Genomic DNA, 24,805 nt, shown 5'->3' on the forward strand with positions numbered 1-24,805 from the left:
AAAAAAGAGTCATTGCTTTGATAACAATGACTCTTGTTCATTTAAATATTAGTGCTAGTACAACCCCAATTTACACTGTAAAACGGCCAACTAAGTTAGATAATTCTGAGGCTTTACTGTTTAATTGGTGGCAACCAGTTTGATTTTTATTGGCAAACTGGGCAGATTGATGGCTTTTATCCGAAATTATCACCACATGTTCTGAAATTTCTTGCCCCACTTGGCTCTGCTGTTCTGTGGCGGTAGCAATTAACTCATTCATATCCATAATCACGTTGATAGAGTTTTGTATTTTACTCAGTGCCTCACTTGCTGCGTTTGCTTCTTGTACCGTATTGGTGCTCTTAGAACGGCTAATATTCATTGTTTGTACTGCTGCATCTGATGCTGATTTCAATTGATTTATCATTTGATGAATTTCTAAGGTACTTTCTTGAGTGCGGCTGGCGAGTTTGCGCACCTCATCTGCTACTACCGCAAACCCTCGACCTTGTTCACCGGCTCTAGCCGCTTCTATTGCCGCATTTAAGGCAAGAAGATTGGTTTGTTCTGCGATATCTTGAATAACCTCTAAAGAAGTTGAAATGTTTTGCACGTCGCCTTCTAGTGCAGACACGACATCATTAGCTTGTTCTACATCTTGTGCGAGAGATTCTACGGAATGAGCGGCCGAAACGACGATGTCCATAGCTTGATTGGCACTGCCTTCCACTTCTTTAGCTGAGTTAGCTGCCTGAATTGCATTACTGGATATTTCGGTTGCCGTAGTTGTCATTTCTGTCATTGCAGTAGCGACTTGCTCTGTCTCTTCTCGTTGTTGATGGGCTAGAGAATCTACCTGAGTGGCTCTACCCGCCATATCATTAGTTTCGGTTACTACGTCATTACTGACCAGCATTACATTTTTGATTATGGATTGGAGGTTTTCTACAAATAGGTTGAAGTTGCTTCCTAGGCGATTAAATTCTGGTAGGTTAAAGGTTTCAATTCTCGCGGTTAGATCCGCGTCGCCATTAGCAAATGAAGCAATTGATTTATCAAAGGCATTCAATGGACGAATAATACTCTGGTTAATGATGACCGCAAATAAGCCCGCTAGAATAACTATAATTAAAGTTGCAATACCAATACTTAAAATCGCGTTTTCAGCAAGAGCGTCTGATATCTCTTCCATCGCCAATATTGTTGATTCAACATCGTCAATATAAAAGCCTGTGCCGACAATAAGGTCGAGTTTAGCGTTATAGATTGAATAGGTTAACTTAGGTTGAGCCGCGCTATTGTTTCCCGGCTTTTGAAAATAGTAAGTTGTGTAACCGCCACCGTTTTTGGCTTGTTTAATGATCTCTTGTACAAAATATAAATTATTTTGGTCTTGCAAGTGTAAAAAATTTTTACCAATACCGCTATTGCTTAGGCCTGACATCATTCGGTCGCCTTTGCTGTTATAGCCAAATAGATAACCAGTATCGCCAAATTTTACCTTGGATAATTCAGTAATGACTTGCTCTAAACTCGCGTCTTTATCTGTTAACGAAGTCATCATTGAATCGACGATTTCCATATAATTTCTTAGCTCGATTCGGTTACTTTCCATCATATAGCTTCGAGAAGACTCAACATGAGCGCTATTTAACTTTATAAGTTCATTATTGGTAAAATACATGGTACTAAAAGCAATAATTAGTAATGGAAGTACAGCTAATAGATACAATCGTGTTTTTATCGTTATATTCATAATGCTTATCTCAACGTCGATAGTGACTTATAAAGTGGTTAAATATTTGCGATTCAATCGTGATCATGAATACAAAGAACTTAATATCATTTATCGACAGTAGAATTGAATACTTTAGGTTTATTTTGTTTATAGAAGAATGAAAGCGATGATAGGAAAATTTATACTGATCTAATTCGCATTAGATAATGAAAAACTGATTCATTTTTTGATCATATAATGGTAGAAAGAGCGTCCATTTCGAATAGGTGTAAACAAATGAGTTCAAAGAAAGAGATACAACAACTAAACGATCGTCTAGATAAATGTAAAAACAAGTTGAGCGCAGCGGTTTCTCGACGCGATCAACCTACTATTGCTCAGTTTGATAAAGAAATAGAGCAAATAAATAAAAAGCTAAATCAATTAAAGCATAAGCAAAGCTATGATTTGAATAAAGAGCGCAAAGAATTGCTTGATATGCCTTTTCAACGAGCAATAACCAAAGAAGAACAAGCGGATTTGGGTAAGTTGAAGAAAAGAGTAAAAGGTCTGGTTATTGTGCATCCATTAACCAAAATAGGCAAAGAACTAAGATTAGAAGCGGTTACTGGATTTGCAGCCAAAGAGTTTTGATTGCTGCACTTATTTGATCTGCATAAAAGCAGAGCCTGCAATTTAACCATTGCATCTGCTTATAATTAAGCCCGTCATGGCTAAAGATAAGTAAATTGTTCCTGACAGATGAATCGGCTAGAAAAGGAGTATATCTAGCTTTTATACATTTTTTGCTGATATGAATAATGCCAATTCATCACTGGGAGCAAGCACTAAACTGCTTAATAACGGCTTAAAGATAAAAATAAAGCTAAAGATTTGCGAACGCGAACCTTAGTCATCTTGAAAGTGAGTCACTCTCTTTCGATTGCAAAACCCTTCTTGCCAACGCTAATCTCACCATTTTTAGAATAGAAATAACCGTAATCGTAACAGAAGCAGCAATATGAATTATTGGTGTTAGATGTTGTTTGATATTACTGCCAATTTAAAGCATAAAAATAGTAAGGCTATTTTTCTATAGGTAGTCTTAAAGCTATTCATCGTTGTTGTAATAATATCGAACAAGTTGGGAGTTATTACCCATGCTACAAGTTAGTCAATGCTTACGTCGCAATAGACAACGTTCAGTTGGTCACCTTATGTTAGCCAGTCTAACTCTCTTCGGTTGTTTTTGTTTATTTAAACCATGCTTTGCACAAGATCCAAATGATGCTCTATTTATCAGTATAAGCAGGAGCGATTTCTCCGGTGTACAAGTGGCTATTGCTAATGGCGCATATATAAAATCTGATGATAATAGACTTTTGGATTTAGCTTCCAAAGGTGGCAATTATGCTATCGTCAAGCTTGTTATTGAGCAAGGAGTCAATGTTAATTCTAAGACTGAGCAAGGGTACACCGCTTTGATTAAAGCGGTGGCAAGAAATCATTATGCGGTTGTTAAACTGCTCATCGAAAAAGGCGCGGATGTTAATTCTCAAACCGACCAAGGTTATACCGCGTTGATGGCTGCAGTAGAAATCGGCAACCACAACCTAGTCCAATATCTACTTGATGCAGGCGCAGATGTGCATGTTAAAGATGAAGAAGGATGGACTGCACGGATCTTTGCTTCTTACTATGGCCATGCAAAAATTGCACGGCTCATGCAACAAAACGGTGATGATTCTTTTGGTAAATCTTTCTTCGCAGAACCAGATAATGCATTGATTATAAGTGCAGCATTGGGGAAGGCTGATAATGTAAAAATAGCGCTAACAGCAGGCGCTAATATTAATGCTATAGCCAATGGTGGTTATACCGCTTTGATCGCCGCGTTATCGCGTTCTCATTTTGATGTTATGCAGCAACTAATTAACAATGGGGCCGATGTTAATGTTCGAGATAACCGTGGCAGATCAGCATTAATGATCAGTGCCATTGACGGTAACACTAAAGCTGCCAAGCTACTTATTGCCAATGGTGCGGATGTTAATGCCACAGACAAATGGGATAACGAAACCGTTTTGATGAAGGCTGCTAATGCAGGTCGCGTTCAACTTTGTAAACTTCTGCTACAAAGCGGTGCAAACCTGAACACACAGGATGATCGTGGCTACACAGCGTTGAGTCGGGCCCTTGAACACAACCATTTTAACATCGTCACAATGTTGATTAATGCCGGCGCTAGAATAGAGCATGTTGAAGGCGTTTCAGGGTTGGTGCAAGCGGCGAAGAAAAATCAACCGGAGCTTGTTAAGCTCCTTCTGGAAAAACAGTTCGATATCAATGTAGAGACGAAAAAAGGTGACACTGCATGGCTAGCCGCTGCCAAAGCGGGAAGCCTTGAGACTGTGAAAATCTTTATTGAAAATGGTGCTGATGTAAATTTGAAGGGAATATATGGAGCTAGAGCCTTAGCCGAAGCCGCTTATAATGGCCATATTGATGTTGTTAAACTGCTAATCGAAAATGGCGCAAATATACATGCTAAAGGTGACTATGGCACGCCTCTGTTATCTGCTTCTATGAATAACCATTTTGATGTGATCAACACGCTAATAGCAAATGGTGCCAGTGTGCGTGGTTTATTGTTTGATAGCATAAAAAGAGGCAACCTTGCTTGTATCAAAATTGCAATTTCTAAACTAAATAGTGATAAAAGTAACCAGACTAACTTAATAAATAGTAGTGCAGTTAACTTAATAGGTAGTAGTGCAGTTACCTTAATAGATCGTAGCTTAATACAAAGAGCTAGCAGCAAAGTCTCTGATAATTCTAACCATATTCATGATCCCATCACCGTATTTCTTCTTGAACAAGATCCGAGTAATCAGGCCAAAAACCAAGCATTGGCAATGGCGATTGACAATGACAATACAAATATCGCCAAGCTGTTAGTTGAACATGGTGCCACAGCAGGTGAGGCGCTGATGAAAGCAATAGCAGATAAAGACCTTAAACGAGCGAAAATAGCGCTGACTTTTGCTTTAGATATCAACCTCAAGGATACTCAAGGTCGGACACCTTTACTGGCTGTTCTTTCGCTTGATGCAAATAATATAGACGCCGAATACGACGAAAGGAAAACACCTTTACCTCTGCTGTTTAGTCGCTATGGGCAACAATTTGCCAAACTCCTTGTTGAAGCGGGTGCGGATGTCAACGCTAAAGACAAACGAGGCTCAACCGCTCTTATGTACAGCCCTTATTGGGGACTGGATGTAGCCAAATTACTTGTTGAGAATGGAGCAGACGTAAATGCAAAAAATGTCGATGGTAATACGGCATTGATGCGAGCATCGGTATATAAATCTAGTGACGTTGCCCAATTCTTTATTGAAAATGGTGCAGATGTAAATGTTATAGGTAAATACGGTTATACCCCGTTAATATTAGCTTGTGCTTATGGTTCTTTCGATGTTGCCAAACTTCTTATTGAAAATGGTGCCAAGGTCAACGCAACGGACGACTATGCAACAGACAACTATGGTCACACACTGTTAACTTGGAGTCAGGGGTTTCCTGATATTATACAACTACTTAACCAGTCAGGTGCAAGGTAGTCTTTCTCTTTATACTTAAATTGTACTTAAATCAGAATATACATACAGCAGTTCATTACATACCGTCAGTCTTTGGTAAATATTCAACAAGAGTATCAACTATGCCGCAGAAAAAAGACCAGTCGCACAGCATGACAATAAGGCTATTCAAGCTATTTTTTCTAATCGTGTTTTTACTGTTTCTTGCTATCGGTTATTTTATACATCAAAACATTACGCTGATTGAAAGTGCTAAACAAGGCAATCTTTTACAGACCGAAATTGCACTGAGTTCTGGAGTTGATGTGAATAGCGTCCCGTTTTTTTCCGCTATATTTTGGGGGGATGGTAAAACCGCTTTAATGTGGGCAGCTAATAAAGGTCATATAGATATCGTTAAATTGCTCATCGAACACGGGGCAGATGTAAATAGTAAAAACAGGTGGAATGGCACCGCATTATCACAGGCTGCGATGAATGGTCATTTGAATATTGTTAAGCTTCTCATCGAACATGACAGCCATATCACTAGTGATGCTTTACTATTGGCTTCTAGGAACGGTCATACTGATATTGGTAAGTTGTTAATTGAGCAGGGTGCAGATATTAATGCCAAAGATACCGCTATCATTCGTGGTTATAACAGAGGCCAAAATGCTTTAACTATGGCAATCGATAATGGTCATGTTGCTATTGCTAAGTTATTGATTGAAAAAGGCATTGATGTACACAAAAAAGATCAGTATCAAAACACAGCTTTAAGTATGGCGTCGGACAAAAATGAAGCAGAACTGGTCAAAATGTTAGTTGAACATGGGGCAGGTTACTTAACTCGTTTTTCCTTTTCAGATTCAGACGCAAAACTCATTAGAAGTGCAAGAAAGGGTGATCTCGCAGGAATAATGATCGCCCTTTCTGCTGGTGCCGATATCAATTCTGAAAGTAGCGCAGGTCAAACAGCGTTGATTGAGGCGTTTGAGGGGGTTTTTGGTCAAATTACTGAACAGAAATACCTCGCCGTCATTAAGGCTCTGATTGAAAACGGTGCTGATATTCATGCTCGCGACAACTATGGTTATACCGTTCTGGAACGGGCATCCTCTAATGGCCGCCTTGAAGTGGTAAAACTACTTATTAATACTGGAGCAGAGGTTTATATCAATGGCGCTTTAGTTGCGGCCTCTCTCTCTGGTCATATTGACGTTGTTGATTTTTTAATTAAACAATCTGGCGCTGATATTAATATTCAAGATAGCCGTGGCAATACCGCTCTATCACAAGCCGCATGGAAAGGTCACGTCGATATTGTTGAACTGCTGATCGAAAAAGGCGCGGATGTAAATATAAAAAACAGTCAAAGATATACAGCGCTGATGACATCGATAGAAGAAGATCAGCCTTTAGTAGCCATACGGTTAATTGAACATGGTGCGACAATGAATGAAAAATATAGGCTAGGCAAAAACGATGGCAGGACGATTTTAATGGAGGCTATCCATAAAGGATATTTTGACGTTGTCGAACTTTTAATAACACAAGGTGTAGACCTAAATGGCAAAGACAACAACGGTACAACCGCATTACTTATGGACGCCATTTATGAGGGAAGAACCCACACGCCATCTTTGTACAAATTGGGTTATAGTTCAACGTTACTTGCTCAATATGAGCAACTTTTCCCAGGCATCGAAAAAGCCGTTCATCAAAGGCAACGTGATCAATCCATTGATTTTCAAGCTTTACCAGGTCTTGCTAGAGCTCTGATTGAACATGGCGCGAATAAGCAATTAAAAGACCAAGACGGCAATACAGCACTGATCAAAGCGTGCGCTAATGGCCATCTTGAACTGGCTCAATTTCTTATAGATAACGGTGTCGATATAAATGCAAAAAACAAAGAAGGTAATACGGCTCTAACGATTGCTGAAGCAGCAGACCACGCTAGTGAGATGGTCAACATTCTTGCTAAAGCCGGTGCTAAGCGATAACCGCTCACCTCTATTCGTTTCACTAATACGCTTTAATACCAAACTTTCTTAATGCGTAAGGAAGGATTTGATCCAGTTTATTTATTTCATCCTCTTCAATTTGAATAAGATTAAAACCGTAATTGGAATAAATGGCGATTTTTTCTTGCTTGGCACTTGAATCAATTGGGCCAGTGTCTGTGCCCCAATACTGAATGTAAACTTTGCCACTTGGCAGATAAAAATCACTGTAGACTTGTTCTTCTATCGGTAGTTTCCGCTCATAAGCATGGACGATCCCTGCCAAATAAAGCCAATTATCAATCAACAATTCACCTGTTGAGCGAACATAATGGCCATCAGATGTGCGGTGTTTCGCTTCAAATTTTTGTTTGAAGCGAGAGAAAGATTTATCGGTCGATAGCATATCAGAGTCTACGCCCATAAATTCTTTGACTGAATGGCTAAAATTGCGGTTTTTCAGAATAGTGTCATGCCAAACGGTAAATAAATTTTCAGAGGCTTTATCTTGGCGTTGTTCACCACCTACTCTCAATCCTAACTCTGTAATTCGCCAGCCGTCTGAATCCCGGTTTATCCAGCCTAATTCATTAAAAATTTGATTTATCTTCTTAGCATTTAAACCGTACTTTTCACCTAGCTGTGTTGCTGTATATCGTTCACCGTTGCTCAATGCTTTATTTATGATCAGGTCAACCGGCCACACTATAAATTGGCCGTATTTATTATGTGTAACGTATTCTCCACCAAACTCTCGACCTAAATCTGTCAGTAGCCATTTATTATCATGCCGAACAATATAACCGTACTGATTTAATTTAGAAAATAGAGCTTTCAAATCTTCATCGTTTTGTTTGGCTAAGTTGGTGGTGGATATTTTTTCAGACATAAATGGCTTCCGAAATGAACTCACAGTTAATTAGATTACTTGCCAATTTTTAGGACATAACTGTCACTACCTAGGGTTCAGGTTAGTTAGCATCCTTAAAAACTGGCACTATTAATCAATAAGTGTAACCCAATACTCACCGCGTATCCCACGGTAATTATTGGTGTCCATTTTAAATGGCCAAAAAATGTATATTTACCATGAGCCGCTCCCATTAGTGCCACGCCTGCAGCAGAACCAATAGAAAGCATACTGCCACCAACGCCAGCAGTCAGTGTGACCAGTAACCAGTTACCTAAAGACATATCGGGTTGCATAGAAAGAACAGCAAACATAACGGGTATGTTATCCACTATGGCAGAAAGAAATCCGACAACAACGTTGGCTAGTACTGGATCCCATTGGGTGTACATTAGATCAGATACTACTCCTAAGTAACCGAGTAAGCTTAATCCTCCCACACTCATCACAACACCGTAGAAAAACAGTAAAGTATCCCACTCGGCATGTGAAACGCGACTAAACACGTCAAAAGGAACAATCGAGCCTATTCTTTTTAATGCGGCTTCGTCATGTGCTGCGAGTGCTTTGGCTTTTTTGAGTGCGATAGATTTAGGTAAGGTTTTACGTAAGAAATAGCCAAAAAATTGCAGGTAAGCGAGGCCCATCATCATGCCGATAACGGGAGGGAAATGTAAAATGCCATGAAAGCCGACGGCCGTTAATATGGTTAGTAAAAAGAGCCCTATAATGCGTTTGCCTCCTCGTTTCATTTCTACATACTCCTGAATCGATTCAGGTTGTTGTTTAGGGACGAAAAAGGACATTACAATAGCCGGTACCAAATAGTTGGCAACAGAAGGAATAAATAGGCTTAAAAACTGACTGAATGACACTAACCCTGCTTGCCATACCATCAAGGTGGTAATGTCACCAAATGGACTAAAAGCGCCACCAGCGTTGGCTGCAATGACAATATTGATACAGGCGATATTAATGAACTTGGTATTATTGCCTCCTACTTTCATTATCACGGCACACATTAATAACGCTGTGGTTAAGTTATCAGCGATAGGGGAGATGAAAAATGCCAGAACGCCTGTTAACCAGAAAAGGGTTCTTAAATTAAACCCTTTACTTAACATCCACGATCTTAATACATCGAATATTCGTCTCTCTTCCATAGCACTGATATAAGTCATGGCGACCAGTAAAAACAACAGTAATTCTGCATATTCTAATAGGTTGTGCTCAATGGCTTGTTTGGCGATGTCAATCTGCCCATGTTGTTGATAAACATAACCAATCATTATCCATATTAGGCCTGCGGCTAATAATACCGGCTTGGATTTTCTTAATTGCAGATACTCTTCTGCCATCACAAGACAGTAAGCTAAGGCAAATATAAACAGCGCGGCATAACCAACAGTAGAGGTGGTTAAGCCTGTTATCACAGGATTAGAAGGATCTGTCGCGTTAGCAGAAAAAGAACACAATATAAAAAGTAGAGTAAGAAAAGTATGATTGTATTTCATTGACTTGTTATCTCCCATACAAATAAATTTGCTGATAGTGTAGACAACAATAAATAAACTTCAGGTAACAATTTATTAACTTGTGGAAGTGAAACAGTTAACGATAAAAAAATATCTTGATATGTGAGGTGGAGCGATTTATTTCTCCATGGTTGTATCTGACTAGATAGGCATTACTCTATTCTTACCTAATTTTTTTGCTTTATACAATTGTTGATCTGCGCTGTCTATCAAGGAAATAGGATTTTCACCCTCTGTAAATAATGAGACACCGAAAGAAGCGGACATATTTTTTACTTTCTTGCCTGAACGTTTGTCTGTTACGGTAATTTTTTCTATTGAACGACGCACAGTTTCGGCAAATTGACGAGCGATTGGTAAGGTTTTATTAGGAACAAGTATGGCAAACTCTTCTCCTCCATAGCGATAAGCTGCGATACCTTCACGGCAGCTACTTTGTAATTTTTTCGCTATTGCTTTAATTACCATGTCGCCAAAAATATGGCCATAATCGTCATTTAAGTTTTTAAAGTTGTCGATGTCTATCAATATCAGGCAAAGTGGGTACGATTGTTTTGAAGAACAGTAAGCTGCAATATCTTTATCAAAAGCACCTCGGTTTAATAATCCCGATAAACTATCTCGTAGTGCGTCTTTTTGTACTTGTTCTAACTTCTCTTTGAGACTCGATATCTCATTACTTGCTGCATTGAGTTGATCGTTAAAATAGCTGGTGGAGTTTTTGATCGCTTTTGATTCTTTGACAAAGTTATGTACTAAGCGCAGTAACTCATCAAATGTCAGCCCTTCATCGTCAATTTTTTCAAGATCAGAAAAGCTCTTTTCTATTGATTTTTCGAAAGTTGATGTGTCTTCAAGTGTATCTTGCATAGAAAGAAATATTTCGTTAGCCAATATTTCTAAGTTGCATTTTAACTCGCTCACATCCGATTCGGTTTTACCCGCAATGTATGTCTGGTAGAGGTCTTCATTATGGCTAGGTAAACATAAACCATATTCAGAAATGATCCCATCCAACTGTTGATTTAATTTTGGTTGTGACTGTTCTACATAGGTGTACCACAAAGCATAGTTTGGCGGAGTAGTTGGCACCTGATTCTTGATCATTAATGGCACAGCAGCTCTAAGTATTTCAGCTGCTTTTTGGAAGTCTTCTTTAATCATTGGTAAACCAAATTGCTTAGAAAATCATTTAATTGTTGTTAGCTATAATGGTAGCGAATTTATTTAAAATTTTCTTGTTTGTTTGCGGATTTTTTAACATAAACAAGTTTTTCGCTTGAAAATTTTAGATAGGAATAAAGAACGTCAAAGGGAAATCATACCCTTTGACGTTCTTTATGAGTTAAATCTACTATTTATTCTAATGAGCCGAAAGTAAATCGTCTAAATTAATTGGCTTAATGATCTAAGTAGAGATAGTTCTGCCAACTTTTCATCCGTATTAACATTTTTCGCATTAACGAAACATGCTCTAAATGATCTGAATAAACGGCGATTTCTGCTGCGCTACCAAGAGGAAGTCCATATTGCGACATATCATCATTAATTTTAAGCTTCACCATCAAACGTCCTTGAGTATTTATCGCACTGGTTCCCAATAGTGTTCCTCTTGCTTGGAACTGCCCTTCAGCAATTGCAGGTAGAGTCTCTATTACCTCCCCAGTAAATACTTTGCCTGGTAACGCTCTAAAGATAAAGTCAGCTTCGTATCCAGGCTTTAACCGTTGAGAGGAGTTTTGTCTAAATGCGCCAATGTAATACCTTTCTTCCGAATGGACAAAAGTCATAGCTGGTGCCAATGGTAAAGGTACTGCCATCATGCCGGGTCTCAATGCCAGTTGAGAAACATAACCATCGGTTGGCGCATGAACAACGGTTTCATCCAGTTTAAATTGAGCTTGTTCCAAATCCGCGCTTGCTCTTGCAACATTGGTATTGACACCGTTTATTTGTGATTCAAACGCTAACTTGGTTTGGTTCTCATTGGCTTTGGCTGCCGCTACGGCGGCTTCAGCGGCTAAATAAGATTGGCGACGGGTATCAACTTGTTGAGTTGTGAATGCGCCTTTTTTATAACCAGATTGATAGCGTTGGTATTCTCGTTCTAATTTATCTCGTTGCGCTTCGGCTTGTAGACTTGCCGCTTGTGCGCCACGGTAAATAGATTCTAGTTGCAACACATTTTGTTCCGCTGCCGCTAATTGTGCCTGTTTGTTGATTACATCAGCTTGAAAAGGTGTTGGATCTATCTTGAATAAAATATCGCCTTTTTTGAGCGGTTGGTTAGGTACAACGTTTACTTCAATTACCTTTCCTCGCACACTCGGTACGATTGGTGTTGTACTGAATATTTGCCCACCAATGGATGTGTACGGGTGATTAAAGTTCATCGCTAAAACCATCGAGCCAACAATAACTACGCCGCCAAGAACAGCGGTTGGAATGGTCCACTTATTTTTAGGTATCCGAAAAATTTTGAATATAGCAATACAAAATGCGGTATAAGTTAGTATTAATAACGTTTCCATTGATTCTATTTCTCCTCGTCAGTGGCAGTAGTCGCCTGTTGAGGGGAGAGAGGTGTTGAACGGTTTTCTTTTTCTTTTAACTGCTTAACTTCAGTTTGAAGATGAGAGATTTGTTCGGTTAAATGGGTTATTTTGTGTTCTAAATCGTGTTGTTCATTGGCCAATTTAGTAAACCCCCAACCTCTATCATCGCGCCATAGCGTCGCCCATATCCATAGGAATGGCCATAGAGCATGAAGGGTAAATAGACTTACCCAACCGGATACATGAATGGCATCTTGGTGAGGATGGTTACGTTCTTTGGCTATTTCATAAGGAATATCGTGAATAACGATAATTCCATAGAAGACAATCAAAACAACACATATTAGCGTCACTAGTGCGACATACTCTAGCATTGGTTATTCCTTGTAGTAGTCAATATATAGTCACATTCTCTTTAGTATATATAATGTGTTACGAGCATGTTTTAGTTTAACAGATAAAAATTGATTATTAATAGGTTATAAATAAAACATATGCAACTATTATAAATGCAATTCTCAAGTAATAAGGAAATAACTTGCAATATATTGGAGAAATAGCCGCGATATCTGCCGCTTTAGTTTGGGCGGTCGCAACGTGGATTTATAGTCAGTTTAGTCATCAATTTAGTGCCATGCATATGAATGTAGTAAAAGGTGTGACTGCGTCAATGATGATGCTGCTTGTTCTGCCTGTTTTACCGTTACCTGAATTGAGCTTAAGTCAGAACCATTTTTATGTCTTAGCCATATCAGGAATTATTGGTATTGCGATTGGCGATAGTGCTTACTTTTCCTCATTGAGAAGAATAGGAGCTAATAAAACGTTGTTGTTGGAGTCTCTTGCTCCTCCATTGTCCGGTGTATTGGCGTTAGTTGCCTTAGGCAGTACATTAAGTGGTCAAAGTTGGTTGGGCGTTGTAATTACAACACTAGCTGTGACGTTTGTTGTCTTTCAACCTAGTGTAGATAATCAACCCACGTCAATGTCTGGGATAGGTTACGGTTTGCTTGCAAGTGTTTGCCAAGCAACCGGCGTGGTTATTTCTCATTACGCATTGGTGGCAGGAGACGTTCCGCCTTTATTGGGCGCACTTATTCGTTTGAGTATTGGTGTTTTTGCTGTGATGATTGTTATTGGCTTTACGGAACGTAAACCTATTAAGTCAATCTTGACTAAGCTGAATGGGTTATCTGGTCGAGATAAAAAGTGGTTATTAGCGGCTATTTTTGTCGGAACGTTCTTAGCTTTGTGGTTACAACAAATTGCATTAAAACATGCAAACCCCGCGATTGCTCAAACACTGATCGCTACCAGCCCATTATTTATTCTTATTATTTATGCGTTTAAAGGGGAAATGGTAACTAAGAAAAGCATCTTAGGGACCCTTTTTGCGTTGTTCGGTATTTCTTTATTTTTTCTGTAGATTTTTGCTAATGAACAAATTGACGTTCAAGAGCGAGAGAGTCTATTTAACAAAAGGATTTTTTGATCAAAATGGTTTCATTTATTACAGCACAAGACGTAGAAGATCGTTTGTCGTGGAGCGAACTTTGCAAAGCTTTCGATGCAGGGCATAAGGTGGCAAGAGCCGATATTGATGATATTTTGTTTAAGCATCAAGATAACGCATTACTCAGTCGAGCGGCATGGATAAAAGGTAAAGGAATAGGTGTTAAGTCCGCGACTGTGTTTCCGGGTAACGCAAAACGCAACCCAAGCATGCCAAGTGTACATGCTGTTTTTACTTTATTTGATGATCAAACGGGTGTTCCGTTGGCTTTCATTGATGGCAACCTAGTGATTAAATGGAAAACGGCTGGTGACTCTGCTTTTGGAGCGAAGTTACTTGCTCGGCCAGATAGCAAGATATTAACCGTTGTTGGTGCAGGAGCGGTTGCATCCTCTGTGATTGATGCATTTCGGGCGCTATTCCCTCAATTGGAAAAGGTTCAGATTTGGAATCGAACATTTGAGAAAGCCCAAGAATTAGCTGAGCATAAAGGAGCTGTTGCAATTAGAGATTTGCCAACGTCTCTCGCAAATGCTGATATTGTGTCGTGTTCAACTATGTCGACTTCGCCTTTAATTATGGGTGACTGGATTAAACCTGGAACTCATGTTGATTTGATTGGCGCATATCGCCCGGATATGCGTGAAGCGGATGATACGTTGTTAAGTAAATCGAGCATCTTTGTTGATGCGCGAGAAACCGCTATTTATGATATTGGTGAATTGGCGATCCCTATAAACAATGGGACAATAACAGAAGAAGCTATTGGGGCAGATTTTTACCAATTATGCCGTGGTGCAAAGGGACGTCAATCACAACAAGAGATTACACTGTTTAAGAATGGTGGTGGCGCGCACTTAGATTTAATGACCGCACTATATGTGCTCGATTGCTATAAAATCTAGTATTAAAAATTGACCAATAAAACCTCTTTAATTTGCACAAGTTAATGCTGATGCTATAAAGATAGGGTGAATCTCTCTTCATCACACCTATTTTGCATAGATGGGTAAAGCATTATTGGTGATCATTTCTCTTACTGATAAGTGGGTATGGATATCTTTTACACTGGCTAGTTTATGCAGCTTTCTGGTAAAAGCTTCATAGCCCGCTAAATCAGCGGTTACTACTTCTAACAAATAATCATACCCGCCAGAAACAATGTGGCCGTTGATCACTTCTGGCCAATTAGAGAGTGCCTGCTCAAAGGTTGTAATCGATTCCTCTTGATGGTTGTTAAGGCTCACTTCAACAAAAAAAGTCAGCGATATTCCAACTTGTTGTTTGTTTAGGTTAGCCTGGTAGCCTTCTATAAAACCTTCGTCTTCAAGCCGCTTTAAACGTCTAGCGCATGGAGACGGTGATAAACCAACCCGTTCGGACAACTCCGCTGTGGAGAGTCGCCCTTCTTTTTGAATGATTTCAAGTATATGGCGATCTATTCTATTCATGATTTTCCTTTTTGATGGTAAGTATCAAATTTTGTATTTTAATTGGTGGAATTCGCTAATATTACCATTATTAAGCGTGTTATCGCTGATTTAATGCGCTTGATTTAATAGATAATCCTATAATAGTTAATGAATAATAGGAATTAGTTTCCATGGATAAGGTGATACACTCAGTACTGAATAAACCCCGCTCTCATTCGATTTCCCCATTAACTAAGGGATATCTAATAATGGCACTGGTGCTATTGATATGGTCTGGCTTTGCTCTTACGACTCGTGCGATTGGTGGTTCACTTCTTACTATTGCTGATGTATCGCTGATCCGGTTTTTTGTGCCTTTGGTACTACTTACCCCGTTAATACCCTCACACTTTAACGAGATAAAAAAGATAAAAATCTCTGATATATTGTTCATTATTCTTGGTGGTGTTCCGTTTCTTTTTTTAGCCGCACTCGGTGCTAACAACGCACCCACCGCGTATGTCGGTACTATATTAGCCGGTACTTCACCTTTGTTCGTCGCACTATTATCCTATGTTCTATATCGGCAAAAAATTTCGTCAAAAAGAGCGTTCACTTTATCATTAATTCTTGTTGGTGTGGTTATTATGGTCAAGGGACATAGTGGCCATATTCCTGATGATATGATGGTTGGTGTCGGATATTTGTTCTGTGCAGCTTTGGTGTGGGCTGGGTACACTATTGGTTTAAAGCGTGTCGAACTTAGTTGTTTTTCTATAGCGATTGTTGTTTCTTATCTGTCCTTTTTTATTACGCTAGGTTTAGTTTTCTCTGGTATAGCCTCATCAAACTTTGGCGTTTTTAGCATGGAGGATGCCTTGCCCTTTATATTGATTCAAGGTTTAGGGGTAGGGGTACTGGCGACTATTGGGTTTTCTTATGTTGTCAGCCAATTAGGCTCTGCACGAGCGTCTATAGTGGGGTCAATCTCACCTGGTTTAACCGCTTTACTTGCAGTACCTATCTTCAATGAAGCGTTATCTGCTGCTATTATATTTGGGCTTGCCCTAACTATTCTTGGAGTTTTATTATCGAATCGCACCTAATATGTCACTTTTTTGACTGAGGCTTTTAAAAAATTGGAGAGATAATCAATGAAGTTTAATTTTAATCTTGAAGATGCCAGTCAAATTTTTGTTGGTGCTTTTGCTTTGGCTGTCCCTATTTCTTTTTCAGAAGAGGCATGGCGATTAGGAGAAGTTCTCCCTATAACCAATTTATTGATGTTATTTATTTTATCGATAACGTTTTTGGCGTTATACACTTATGAAAGTGTCTTTCAAAGAGATGTTCTTAGTAGAAAGGGCGTGTTTCTGTTTCGTATTGTCGTGGCATACTTAATGGCTGCCTTAGTGGTCACTTTAGTGCTATTTTGTATTGATAAACTGCCTTTTTCTACCGACCCTTGGGTAGCAGTTAAACGTATTATCGTGATTACTATGCCAGCTTCGATGGGGGCTATCGTAGTTGATAGTTTTGACAAAGAATAAATATAAATGTCTCAACTGCATATTGGACAGCAGTGAAGATGTGCTGACCACAATAGAGTAAGCGCATTATTATACTTCAACATAGACTCGGTTACGACCACTGGCTTTAGCTCTATAAAGCGCTTTGTCTGCACGATAAAACGTCCTTTGAGTATTTTCTTTGTCGCGATGAAGCGTTATTCCTACACTGACAGTTAATCCACGTTCACCTAATATTGATTGCCAATTATAGTTATAGATACGTTCACGGTATTGTTCGGCGTGCATTTCCGCTCTCTCAATCGTCGCATGTTCTAATATAACTAGAAACTCTTCTCCACCAAAGCGAACACAAGAGGCACCTCTAAATCTGAAATAAGATTTTAGTTCAGCAGAGACGCAAGCAATGGCTTTATCACCAATTAAGTGGCTTAGTTCATCGTTGATTGATTTAAAATGATCAATATCGATAACCAAAAAAGCAAAAGGTGTGTCATGCAATAGCAGATCTTTGAGCTTAACATCTAGCCAGCGGCGATTATGTAAAGAAGTGAGTGGATCGGTAAAAACGTCTTGTTGCAGTTTTGCTACCGCATTTTTCTGATTTTCCGTGGTTTCCTTCAATTCTTTATTTTCTTGCTCTGACATAATTAGCTTAAGTTGCAATTCAAAGCGTGATAAACGTTTCAGTTGCTGATTGCCTAGATCGGTAATAGGGATACTTTTAATCAGATCGGTGGCTACACGATAGCCGAGTTTTTCAAAGGTTAATGCTTTTTTAAATTTGCCTTGATTGCGATAAACATGGCTCATTGAATCGTACAGTTGCTGTAAAAGCAGAGGTGAAGAGGTTTGCTGTATTTTCTTGGTAGTGTTTTTGAGCACTATGTTAGCGTAGTCAACCTTTCCAAGTTCGGTCAAATTGTGCGCTTGTTCTAGGCGAAGCATGCTGGCTAGCCAGTTTGATTGTGAACGGTGTATCAAGTAATGAGCTTTAGTTAATGTAGCAAGTGCAAGGTGATATTCATTGCGGCGACTTAATAACTTCGCTTTATAAAGTATTATTTGTCCGGCCAGTTCTTTTTCACTTACCAAAATGCTTAGTTCTTCACACTCTTGCAGCAGTTCATTGGCTGATGCAATACGATTAAGTGCAATGTAACAAGCCACCATCTTTATTTTACATCTCAGTCTTAATGTACGGCTACTGATAGCATGATCAATGCTTTCTATTTTTTGGTAGTAACGTAGTGCTTTAGTATGGTCACCATAGGCATCACAAAGGTTGCCCATACCTAAAACTGCTACCGCATATTCATCAATAGAACTGTATTCAACCGCCAGTGATGAAAGTTCAATAAATTCTTTTAAAGCATCATCATATAAACCTGCATCTACTAACCGTTCACTTAAACTTGTTTTTATGGTGATGATTTCTTCTACATGATCTGGCAAAGATAATAGGCTTTGAGCATTTTTTAATTCTAATATACTTTGTCGGTGCTGATTGAGTTGGCTGCGGTACTCCGCACTAATTAAAAAACACAGGGCTTTTTCTTTTTGTGACATCGCGACATGGTTGCGTACGTGATCCCACAATATAATCGCCTCTTCTCCTGTAACAGAAGACGGATCGAGTCCTGCGTCTGATACTCTACTTAGAAGCTTATCCATGCTCACTGTCCATTTGTTCTTGTTCTTCAAGCTGTTCTAGGGTGAACGGAAAAGATAAAATATCGTGTAACACTGCTACAGGTATTTTTCCTGTTAATCCTCGTCTTTTCCATGGATAGTTATTGAGAGTTTGCACAAAAAAATCAAACAATTCTTCTGCTTGTTTTCCTTTCTCCGCGATCAACATGCCGATACGATCTTCACTTAGGCGAGAGATTAGATCATTACGATTGCATAGACATTGTGCTATCTCGATACAAACTTCAAGGTAAGCTGTGTCTTCATGTTTAATAAGAATAATGGCATGAGTTGAGGCGGTAAGCTCACTCTTAAATAATACCATTTGCTCCCACCAATAGGTTTCAGAGACAAGGATTGAATAGCCTTTTTCACCGTGATGGAATTCAACTTGGCGTTTAATCCTATTGATTAACTTTTGTGCACGGTTATCAAGTTGTCGCTTGGAGGTTCTCGCTTTATCCATACCAAGCCGATTGGTTTGATCTTTAAGCAATTTAATGGAATGTTGTCGATATTTTTGGAAAGAGTCTAATGCTTCTTCAAATTGACCTTGTTTTTCTGCGACCACAGACTGTTGAAAGCAAATCTGTGCGAGTAAATCTGCATTGTGAAATTCTTTCGCTGCTTGCTCTGCGTTAGATAACAGTTGTTTGGCTTCGCTTATATTCTCTCTAATTAACTCAAGTCTAGCTCGACTAATATAGGCTTGAGTTTGTAACCAGTAGAGGTTGTGTTTCATTGCTAAGTCGTACGCCTTCAATGTTGCTTCTTCGGCGTTCTTTACTCGTTCCAAGCCAAGTAGAGCAAGACCTCTGTATTCCCAAATCTCAGCTTTCCATGTGGCATTACTGTTATGTTTAAGCACTTCTTCTGCTGCATCAAGTACCGAAAGCATCTCAATGTAATTGTTAAGTAGGTAGAAGTCTCTAGCCAGTAGGATTCTTGCTCGTCCTTCTAACGAATCAATTCGAGCGATATTGGCAACATTGACAGCAAGAGAGTGAGTAGACATAGCCAGTTTATGTTCATTGGTGATTCGCCAAACATTACCTAACCCAATTAAACTCTCAATTTCGATAACGGTTTCACCCACCAATGCTGCTTGCTCAAGCGCATTAATCCAAAATTGTTGCGCTGAATAATATTTAGACTGCCCCCAGAACTGCAAAGCGTGTACATGTAATATTTCGGGAAGGAATTGGTCAGTATCTAATTTATTTAGTCTTGCGTGCGCATCTCTTATGGTTTTTAAGCCTTGGGTGTAATCTCTCAAATACCATTGGCAGCGCGAAATTAAAATAGAGGCTTTAATTCCGCCTTCAGGATAGAATATTTGATCAGCACGCGCGAGTGCTTGCATAGCTGAATTTAAGACAGCATCAGGCTCACTTTCTATTCGATAAGAAAGCTGTTCTATTTCGTTTTCTAATACTGAGTGAGCTCTATCCAAGGCTAAGTCCATGCTGTGAATAACTGATTATCCTACACATTATATGAATACTTTGGAAATAATCACCAATAAAAATGCAATGAATGATTTTTATTTCTATAAAAATCAGTGCCCAATCACATTACACAACCATGTTTACGGACGTTTTTTGCTATTTAACAAATATGTAGTTTTAGGAAAGTAGCTGTTTTAATGTTAGTGGTTGCTCGGTAACTGCCAGTTTTTGTGCCGGTGTTTTTCCGTCTTTGTCCTGATAACAAAGATTATGCCATGCTCTAAATATATCCAGCATAGGGAGTAGGCCTGCCGGTCTTAATTTTCGTCGAGGCTCATTGATAAAGCTGGTGAAGATAAGTTGGAATCGGTCTTGGTAAAATTTAGTATTTCGCACGCTGGCTGTATTGATCCAATGTTGCGCAGAAGGGGCCTCTCCAGCTAGATAACAAATACCTTTACTTGCAGTGCCTTGCGCAGAAATAGCCCAACGATCTTTCCACCAGCCCATATGCACAATATCAACTTTATCGCTAATCAAATGACTATCCCATTGCGGATCTTCTTCTACATAAACTAAATCAATATCTTTACGTTTCATTTTTGCTACACACAAGGATAAGGCCGCAGACCGTAATAATGGATCTTGAGGCAGATAAATAGACATTGGTTTAGTAGGATCACATAGGTCAAATATCTGCATGAAATGTGCATAAGAAGTATAAGGAGCACGTATTAATGCGCCTTTGGACGGATAGTTGAATTGTGCCATATTGCCCATTGGATCTTCCACATTGCTGCGTGTCAGTATGATCTTATATTTCTCATCAATACGTTTTAATAGGTCCTGAGAGGTGACTTCAATATTCACATTGGCTTCAGGTAAATAGTGTTTAGAAATATGGCGAGTAGGGCAAGAATATGGGTCATGATCAATGGGACCACAAGGTTCTTCATCTGCGGAATAGTTGATATGTTGAGAAAGAATATAGCCCGATTCTGCCTCACCGGTCGCAAACCATAACACGCCGTTATTACTGTTCGGTTGGAGTGGCATAAAATGTGACGCGAATTGATAGTTTTCAGCGTGATTCACCCAACGGGCATCAAACATGGCTAATTTTCGGCGACATCGACTGGCGATGTGATTTACATGGTCGTAAAAGGTTTTTGGGTTGACTTGTAATTTTCGGCAAATATCTTTGACTGAAAAGCCAGTAAATAAAAGTGCAAGGACACTTTCCTGAAATGATAGCTTGGCGTTGTTACCGGACCATTTATCAACAAAAGTCGATTGGCAATTTTTACAGCGATAGCGCTGCCTATCTCCACTGTAACCAAAAGCATGATATAAATTTTTGTTCGTATGTACTGATTTACCAAAGCTACTACATTCCGGGTGGGAACAAGCGGCGAGGCCGTCATTATGAACGATGCGTAATCGCTTCAGTTCGTTTACGACCTCTTGATTATTAAGCAAGGGGGGGAAAGAACCACATTCGCGACAGACCATCGTAGGACGCTTGGGGTTTACGTGTTGTAGCACATATCGTTCTACATCACTCAATCCAAAGTTATCACACGCCAATGTTTTACAAAAGTTGAGTTGTAAGCCATTTGCGTCTTTAGGTAGCCTGTCGTTTGACACGATCTCCCCCTTAAAATATTTTCGCTGTCAGCTTGCGATGAATCACTACTAATAGTGATAAATAAACGTTATCTGCTAACAATTAGAAATTAACGGCTAAAACTAAAGATTAATGGCTGTCTCAAGTGCAACCGTCATCATATCGTTAAACGACTTTTGACGATCTTCAGAGCTTAGCTTTTCGCCACGAATAATATGATCAGATACAGTAAGAATAGTAAGCGCTTTAGCGTTAAGATCAGCAGCCACACCATAGATTCCTGCGGCTTCCATATCGACACCTAAAATACCCAGTTTTTCCATTTTCTGGAAAATATCCGCTTCAGGGGAATAGAATAAATCGGCTGAAAAAACGTTGCCCACTTTTACTGGTACTTCTTGAATACGAGCTTGTTTTACTGCTTCCTCTAACAAGCCGTAATCAGCAATAGCAGCAAAATCATGGTCATTGAAGCGGATACGGTTAACTTTAGAATCTGTTGACGCACCCATACCAATGACGACATCCATTAAGTTGACATCATCACGTACAGCACCACAGCTACCCACTCGAATGACATTTTTCACACCAAATTCTGCGATAAGTTCATGAACATAAATACAGCATGAAGGTATGCCCATTCCGTGTCCCATTACCGATACTTTTTTGCCTTTGTAACTGCCAGTGTAACCAAACATATTACGAACGTCGCATACTTGCTTTACATCCTCTAAGAAGGTTTCAGCAATGTATTTGGCTCGAAGAGGGTCGCCTGGCATTAATACTGTTTCTGCAAAATCACCGGGTTGAGCGTTAATGTGTGGGGTAGCCATGTTGATATCTCCAAGTTAAGCGACAAAAAGCGATATGCTTTTTTTATTACTAAATATGTTGAGTTTATTGATGCTTCTATTAGCAATATTAATGCTTATAAAGTGGCTTACTTGTGACGTAAGTCTTATTTTTTTATGGATTGTTAGTTTGGAGGGTATTTAATAACTAATTCTGTTGAAGTCGCGATAGCAATCGATTTACTGGTGGTTTAGCCATGATCCGATACTTCAACGCAAACAACATTGAGCTATTTAATCTGTTTTTTTGATCTATTTTCTTTACACTGTTGGCTGTTCGCTATAAATAAAAATAGAGATAAAAATGATTGAAAGAAAAGAAACCAAGCAACGAATGAGTCGAGCAGTGATCCACAACGGCACCGTTTATTTTTGTGGTCAGGTAGCAAAAGATTCCACGCAAGGCATTAAGCACCAAACAGAAACTATGCTTGAGAAGGTGGATGAACTATTGGCAAGTGTTGGTTCTTGTCGAGAAAAACTTTTATCGGCCACTATCTACGTAAAAAGTATGGATGATTTTTCAGAAATGAATGCGGTTTGGGATAACTGGGTACCAGAAGGTCACGCACCCGCTAGAGCTTGTGTTCAAGCACAAATGGCCAGAGAAGAACTGCTGGTTGAAATTTCGGTTGTTGCCGCTGTTTAATTTATAGATGCCTAATCGGTAAACGGAATGGGTAAGCTTGCAAGTGACTAGTTTCAGAACTATTCACTTGCACTAATCACTTTGATTCAAAGAGTTAAAATTCTCGGTTTATTTTTTCTAGGCATTCAATAAGCACCTTTTCATTAGTCGATGTAATATCACGAGTTAAATCACGCACCAAATCAAGATGTAATTGGTTATGCTGCGCATGCAGCTCATTTCCATCCTTAGTTAATTTGACGACGATAGCACGTCGGTCATCAGGGTGTGCACAACGATCAATCATGCCTGCCATCACCAACTTATCAACCTGAACGGTTAAGGTTCCTGTTGTTATTCCCAATTTTTCCGCGAGCTCTTTCATACGTAAAGGCCCGTGACTACCTAAAACTTCGATGGTGTGAACTTGAGCCAAAGAGTATCCAGTGTCTTTCACCACAGATTGTTCCCATGATGACATTTTGTCGTAAAACTCGGTGAGTAATCGATTCAGCGCAGTCAGTTCATTCATTCAGATTTAACATTATGTAGTTCTACAGTGAGGTGATTAATCCTATCAAAATTAGACAGCATTTGCCTATAGTCATCGATAGTTTTACTCTTTTGCGAGCATAATATAAGGCTTGCAGCATAATGATCAGCGCTCACTTTCCAAATATGTAAGTCAATAATGTCGGCGTACGGTGCCAATGTAGCAATAATGGCCTGTTGGTATTCTTTGTCGATAGAGTTATCTAACAGTATTGGGCTTGTTTGTTGCAGTAGGCCTATTGCCCATTTAGTTATCACGATGGCTCCCACCATCCCCATTACTGCATCTAGCCAATTCCAACCCACATATTTGCCCACTATTAGGGCAACAATTGCCAAAACAGAGGTGAGAGTATCGGCCAAAACATGCATATAAGCAGCCCTCAGATTGTGGTCTTGGTGGCTGTGCTTGTGATTATGACCATGGTTATGCTTGTGTGAACTATCCTTATGCAGACAATCGCTATGTGGACTATCGTTTTGTGAACTATCGCTATGAAGAAGCAACATGCTGATAAAATTAACAATTAACCCAACAATCGCAACCATAATCGCTTCATCAAAACGAATATCTTGAGGTGAAAATAGACGAACCACGGAATCAAAAAGCATCATTAACGCTACAATACCCAGAGCAATAGCGCTACTGAACCCACCAAGCACACTCACTTTTCCTGTCCCGAAACAAAAACGCTCATTATGAGCGTTACGTTTGGCATAACGGTAGGTAAATAAAGTGATACAAAAAGCCGCCGCATGAGTACCCATATGCCATCCATCGGCGAGTAAAGCCATGGATCCAAAAAGGTTACCTGAGATAATTTCAGCAACCATAGCTGCAACGGTGAGAATAAGTACGTAAATAGTACGTTTTTCTCCTTGAGTATTGTGGGACGTAAACTGGTGTGAATGTTTTAAATGGGACAAGGATGGGCTAGACATATAAATTAACGCCATATAGTTTGATAATCATTTTATTTGACTATCAAACTATATGTTAGTCAAGGTAAATTGCCTATTACTTATCTAATAGCGGCATGGTTACATGACTAATAATTACCTCTTTCTAAAACGCTCAAAAAACAATACGAATATTAATAATGCTCGAATGAAAGTTAAATGATTGAAGCGATTATTACTTGCCTCGCTTTTGGCCGGATTGGACGATGTTTTTGTTAGCTAAACAGAACGTATTTTGTATTTTTTCTTTATATTACAATTAGTTTTCTATTTTTATTTTACAAATCATGTTGTGAGTTTTAGT

21 protein-coding genes are annotated in these 24,805 nt (G+C 39.2%); 8 read left to right on the top strand and 13 right to left on the bottom strand.

Features of this window, described 5'->3' with window-relative positions:
* Positions 1–70: 70 nt before the first annotated feature.
* Positions 71–1,738 (bottom strand): methyl-accepting chemotaxis protein, encoded by a 1,668-nt coding sequence (locus tag R3X26_RS10700; protein ID WP_317717302.1) that lies wholly within the window; start codon positions 1,736–1,738, stop codon positions 71–73.
* Positions 1,739–1,996: 258 nt separating this feature from the next.
* On the opposite strand from R3X26_RS10700, the gene R3X26_RS10705 reads away from it, so the two are divergent.
* The 3 genes from R3X26_RS10705 to R3X26_RS10715 all read left to right on the top strand — a co-directional run bounded on the left by R3X26_RS10705 (position 1,997) and on the right by R3X26_RS10715 (position 7,289).
* A complete protein-coding gene (locus R3X26_RS10705) occupies positions 1,997–2,353 on the top strand; it encodes a YibL family ribosome-associated protein (RefSeq protein WP_317717303.1) in 357 nt (118 codons plus the stop codon).
* Between the two features lie 506 nt (positions 2,354–2,859).
* A complete protein-coding gene (locus R3X26_RS10710) occupies positions 2,860–5,322 on the top strand; it encodes an ankyrin repeat domain-containing protein (RefSeq protein ID WP_317717304.1) in 2,463 nt (820 codons plus the stop codon).
* A gap of 101 nt (positions 5,323–5,423) precedes the next feature.
* On the top strand, positions 5,424–7,289 hold the full coding sequence (locus R3X26_RS10715; RefSeq protein ID WP_317717305.1) for an ankyrin repeat domain-containing protein: 1,866 nt from the start codon (positions 5,424–5,426) through the stop codon (positions 7,287–7,289).
* A 22-nt stretch (positions 7,290–7,311) separates the two neighbouring features.
* Here R3X26_RS10715 and R3X26_RS10720 read toward each other — a convergent pair whose 3' ends face one another.
* From R3X26_RS10720 to R3X26_RS10740, 5 genes are all read right to left on the bottom strand, one after another.
* The gene (locus R3X26_RS10720; protein WP_317717306.1) at positions 7,312–8,178 is read right to left on the bottom strand and encodes a glycerol kinase; all 867 of its coding nucleotides are present in this window, start codon (positions 8,176–8,178) and stop codon (positions 7,312–7,314) included.
* Positions 8,179–8,273: 95 nt separating this feature from the next.
* Complete coding sequence (gene nhaD, locus R3X26_RS10725) at positions 8,274–9,713, bottom strand: sodium:proton antiporter NhaD (RefSeq protein ID WP_317717307.1); 1,440 nt, start codon at positions 9,711–9,713, stop codon at positions 8,274–8,276.
* Positions 9,714–9,875: 162 nt separating this feature from the next.
* Entirely contained in the window at positions 9,876–10,898 is a 1,023-nt protein-coding gene (locus tag R3X26_RS10730; RefSeq protein ID WP_317717308.1) for a GGDEF domain-containing protein, read from the bottom strand.
* Between the two features lie 236 nt (positions 10,899–11,134).
* On the bottom strand, positions 11,135–12,265 hold the full coding sequence (locus tag R3X26_RS10735) for an HlyD family secretion protein (RefSeq protein WP_317717309.1): 1,131 nt from the start codon (positions 12,263–12,265) through the stop codon (positions 11,135–11,137).
* A gap of 5 nt (positions 12,266–12,270) precedes the next feature.
* Positions 12,271–12,663 (bottom strand): DUF3302 domain-containing protein, encoded by a 393-nt coding sequence (locus R3X26_RS10740; protein WP_317717310.1) that lies wholly within the window; start codon positions 12,661–12,663, stop codon positions 12,271–12,273.
* 164 nt (positions 12,664–12,827) lie between these two features.
* Between R3X26_RS10740 and R3X26_RS10745 the strand changes: the two genes are divergently transcribed.
* Both R3X26_RS10745 and R3X26_RS10750 read left to right on the top strand, forming a co-directional pair.
* Positions 12,828–13,715, top strand: a complete 888-nt coding sequence (locus R3X26_RS10745; RefSeq protein ID WP_317717311.1) for a DMT family transporter — start codon at positions 12,828–12,830, stop codon at positions 13,713–13,715.
* 71 nt (positions 13,716–13,786) lie between these two features.
* The gene (locus R3X26_RS10750; RefSeq protein WP_317717312.1) at positions 13,787–14,707 is read left to right on the top strand and encodes a hypothetical protein; all 921 of its coding nucleotides are present in this window, start codon (positions 13,787–13,789) and stop codon (positions 14,705–14,707) included.
* An 87-nt stretch (positions 14,708–14,794) separates the two neighbouring features.
* On the opposite strand, the gene R3X26_RS10755 is transcribed toward R3X26_RS10750, so the two are convergent.
* The gene (locus R3X26_RS10755) at positions 14,795–15,253 is read right to left on the bottom strand and encodes an Lrp/AsnC family transcriptional regulator (RefSeq protein ID WP_317717313.1); all 459 of its coding nucleotides are present in this window, start codon (positions 15,251–15,253) and stop codon (positions 14,795–14,797) included.
* Between the two features lie 152 nt (positions 15,254–15,405).
* On the opposite strand from R3X26_RS10755, the gene R3X26_RS10760 reads away from it, so the two are divergent.
* Entirely contained in the window at positions 15,406–16,320 is a 915-nt protein-coding gene (locus R3X26_RS10760; RefSeq protein WP_317717314.1) for a DMT family transporter, read from the top strand.
* Positions 16,321–16,368: 48 nt separating this feature from the next.
* The gene (locus R3X26_RS10765; protein ID WP_317717315.1) at positions 16,369–16,764 is read left to right on the top strand and encodes a DUF2391 family protein; all 396 of its coding nucleotides are present in this window, start codon (positions 16,369–16,371) and stop codon (positions 16,762–16,764) included.
* A 69-nt stretch (positions 16,765–16,833) separates the two neighbouring features.
* Here R3X26_RS10765 and R3X26_RS10770 read toward each other — a convergent pair whose 3' ends face one another.
* From R3X26_RS10770 to deoD, 4 genes are all read right to left on the bottom strand, one after another.
* Positions 16,834–18,417 carry a GGDEF domain-containing protein gene (locus R3X26_RS10770; RefSeq protein WP_317717316.1) on the bottom strand — a complete coding sequence of 528 codons (1,584 nt, stop codon included), beginning with the start codon at positions 18,415–18,417 and terminating at the stop codon, positions 16,834–16,836.
* Positions 18,410–19,888, bottom strand: coding sequence for a hypothetical protein (locus R3X26_RS10775; protein ID WP_317717317.1), 1,479 nt, complete (start codon positions 19,886–19,888; stop codon positions 18,410–18,412). Before R3X26_RS10775 ends, R3X26_RS10770 begins: the two co-directional genes overlap by 8 nt.
* A 172-nt stretch (positions 19,889–20,060) precedes the next feature.
* Positions 20,061–21,530 (bottom strand): lactate dehydrogenase, encoded by a 1,470-nt coding sequence (locus tag R3X26_RS10780; protein ID WP_317717318.1) that lies wholly within the window; start codon positions 21,528–21,530, stop codon positions 20,061–20,063.
* Between the two features lie 102 nt (positions 21,531–21,632).
* Positions 21,633–22,343: a purine-nucleoside phosphorylase gene (gene deoD, locus R3X26_RS10785; RefSeq protein WP_317717319.1), complete on the bottom strand. Its 711-nt coding sequence runs from the start codon at positions 22,341–22,343 to the stop codon at positions 21,633–21,635.
* A 322-nt stretch (positions 22,344–22,665) separates the two neighbouring features.
* Between deoD and R3X26_RS10790 the strand changes: the two genes are divergently transcribed.
* The gene (locus R3X26_RS10790) at positions 22,666–23,010 is read left to right on the top strand and encodes a RidA family protein (RefSeq protein WP_317717320.1); all 345 of its coding nucleotides are present in this window, start codon (positions 22,666–22,668) and stop codon (positions 23,008–23,010) included.
* Between the two features lie 94 nt (positions 23,011–23,104).
* On the opposite strand, the gene R3X26_RS10795 is transcribed toward R3X26_RS10790, so the two are convergent.
* Both R3X26_RS10795 and dmeF read right to left on the bottom strand, forming a co-directional pair.
* Positions 23,105–23,521, bottom strand: coding sequence for a MarR family transcriptional regulator (locus R3X26_RS10795; protein WP_317717321.1), 417 nt, complete (start codon positions 23,519–23,521; stop codon positions 23,105–23,107).
* Complete coding sequence (gene dmeF, locus R3X26_RS10800; protein ID WP_317717322.1) at positions 23,518–24,483, bottom strand: CDF family Co(II)/Ni(II) efflux transporter DmeF; 966 nt, start codon at positions 24,481–24,483, stop codon at positions 23,518–23,520. Before dmeF ends, R3X26_RS10795 begins: the two co-directional genes overlap by 4 nt.
* Positions 24,484–24,805: the final 322 nt, after the last annotated feature.

The sequence above is a fragment of the Vibrio sp. TH_r3 genome (assembly GCF_033101115.1).
In the GTDB taxonomy this organism is placed as follows: Bacteria; Pseudomonadota; Gammaproteobacteria; order Enterobacterales; family Vibrionaceae; genus Vibrio.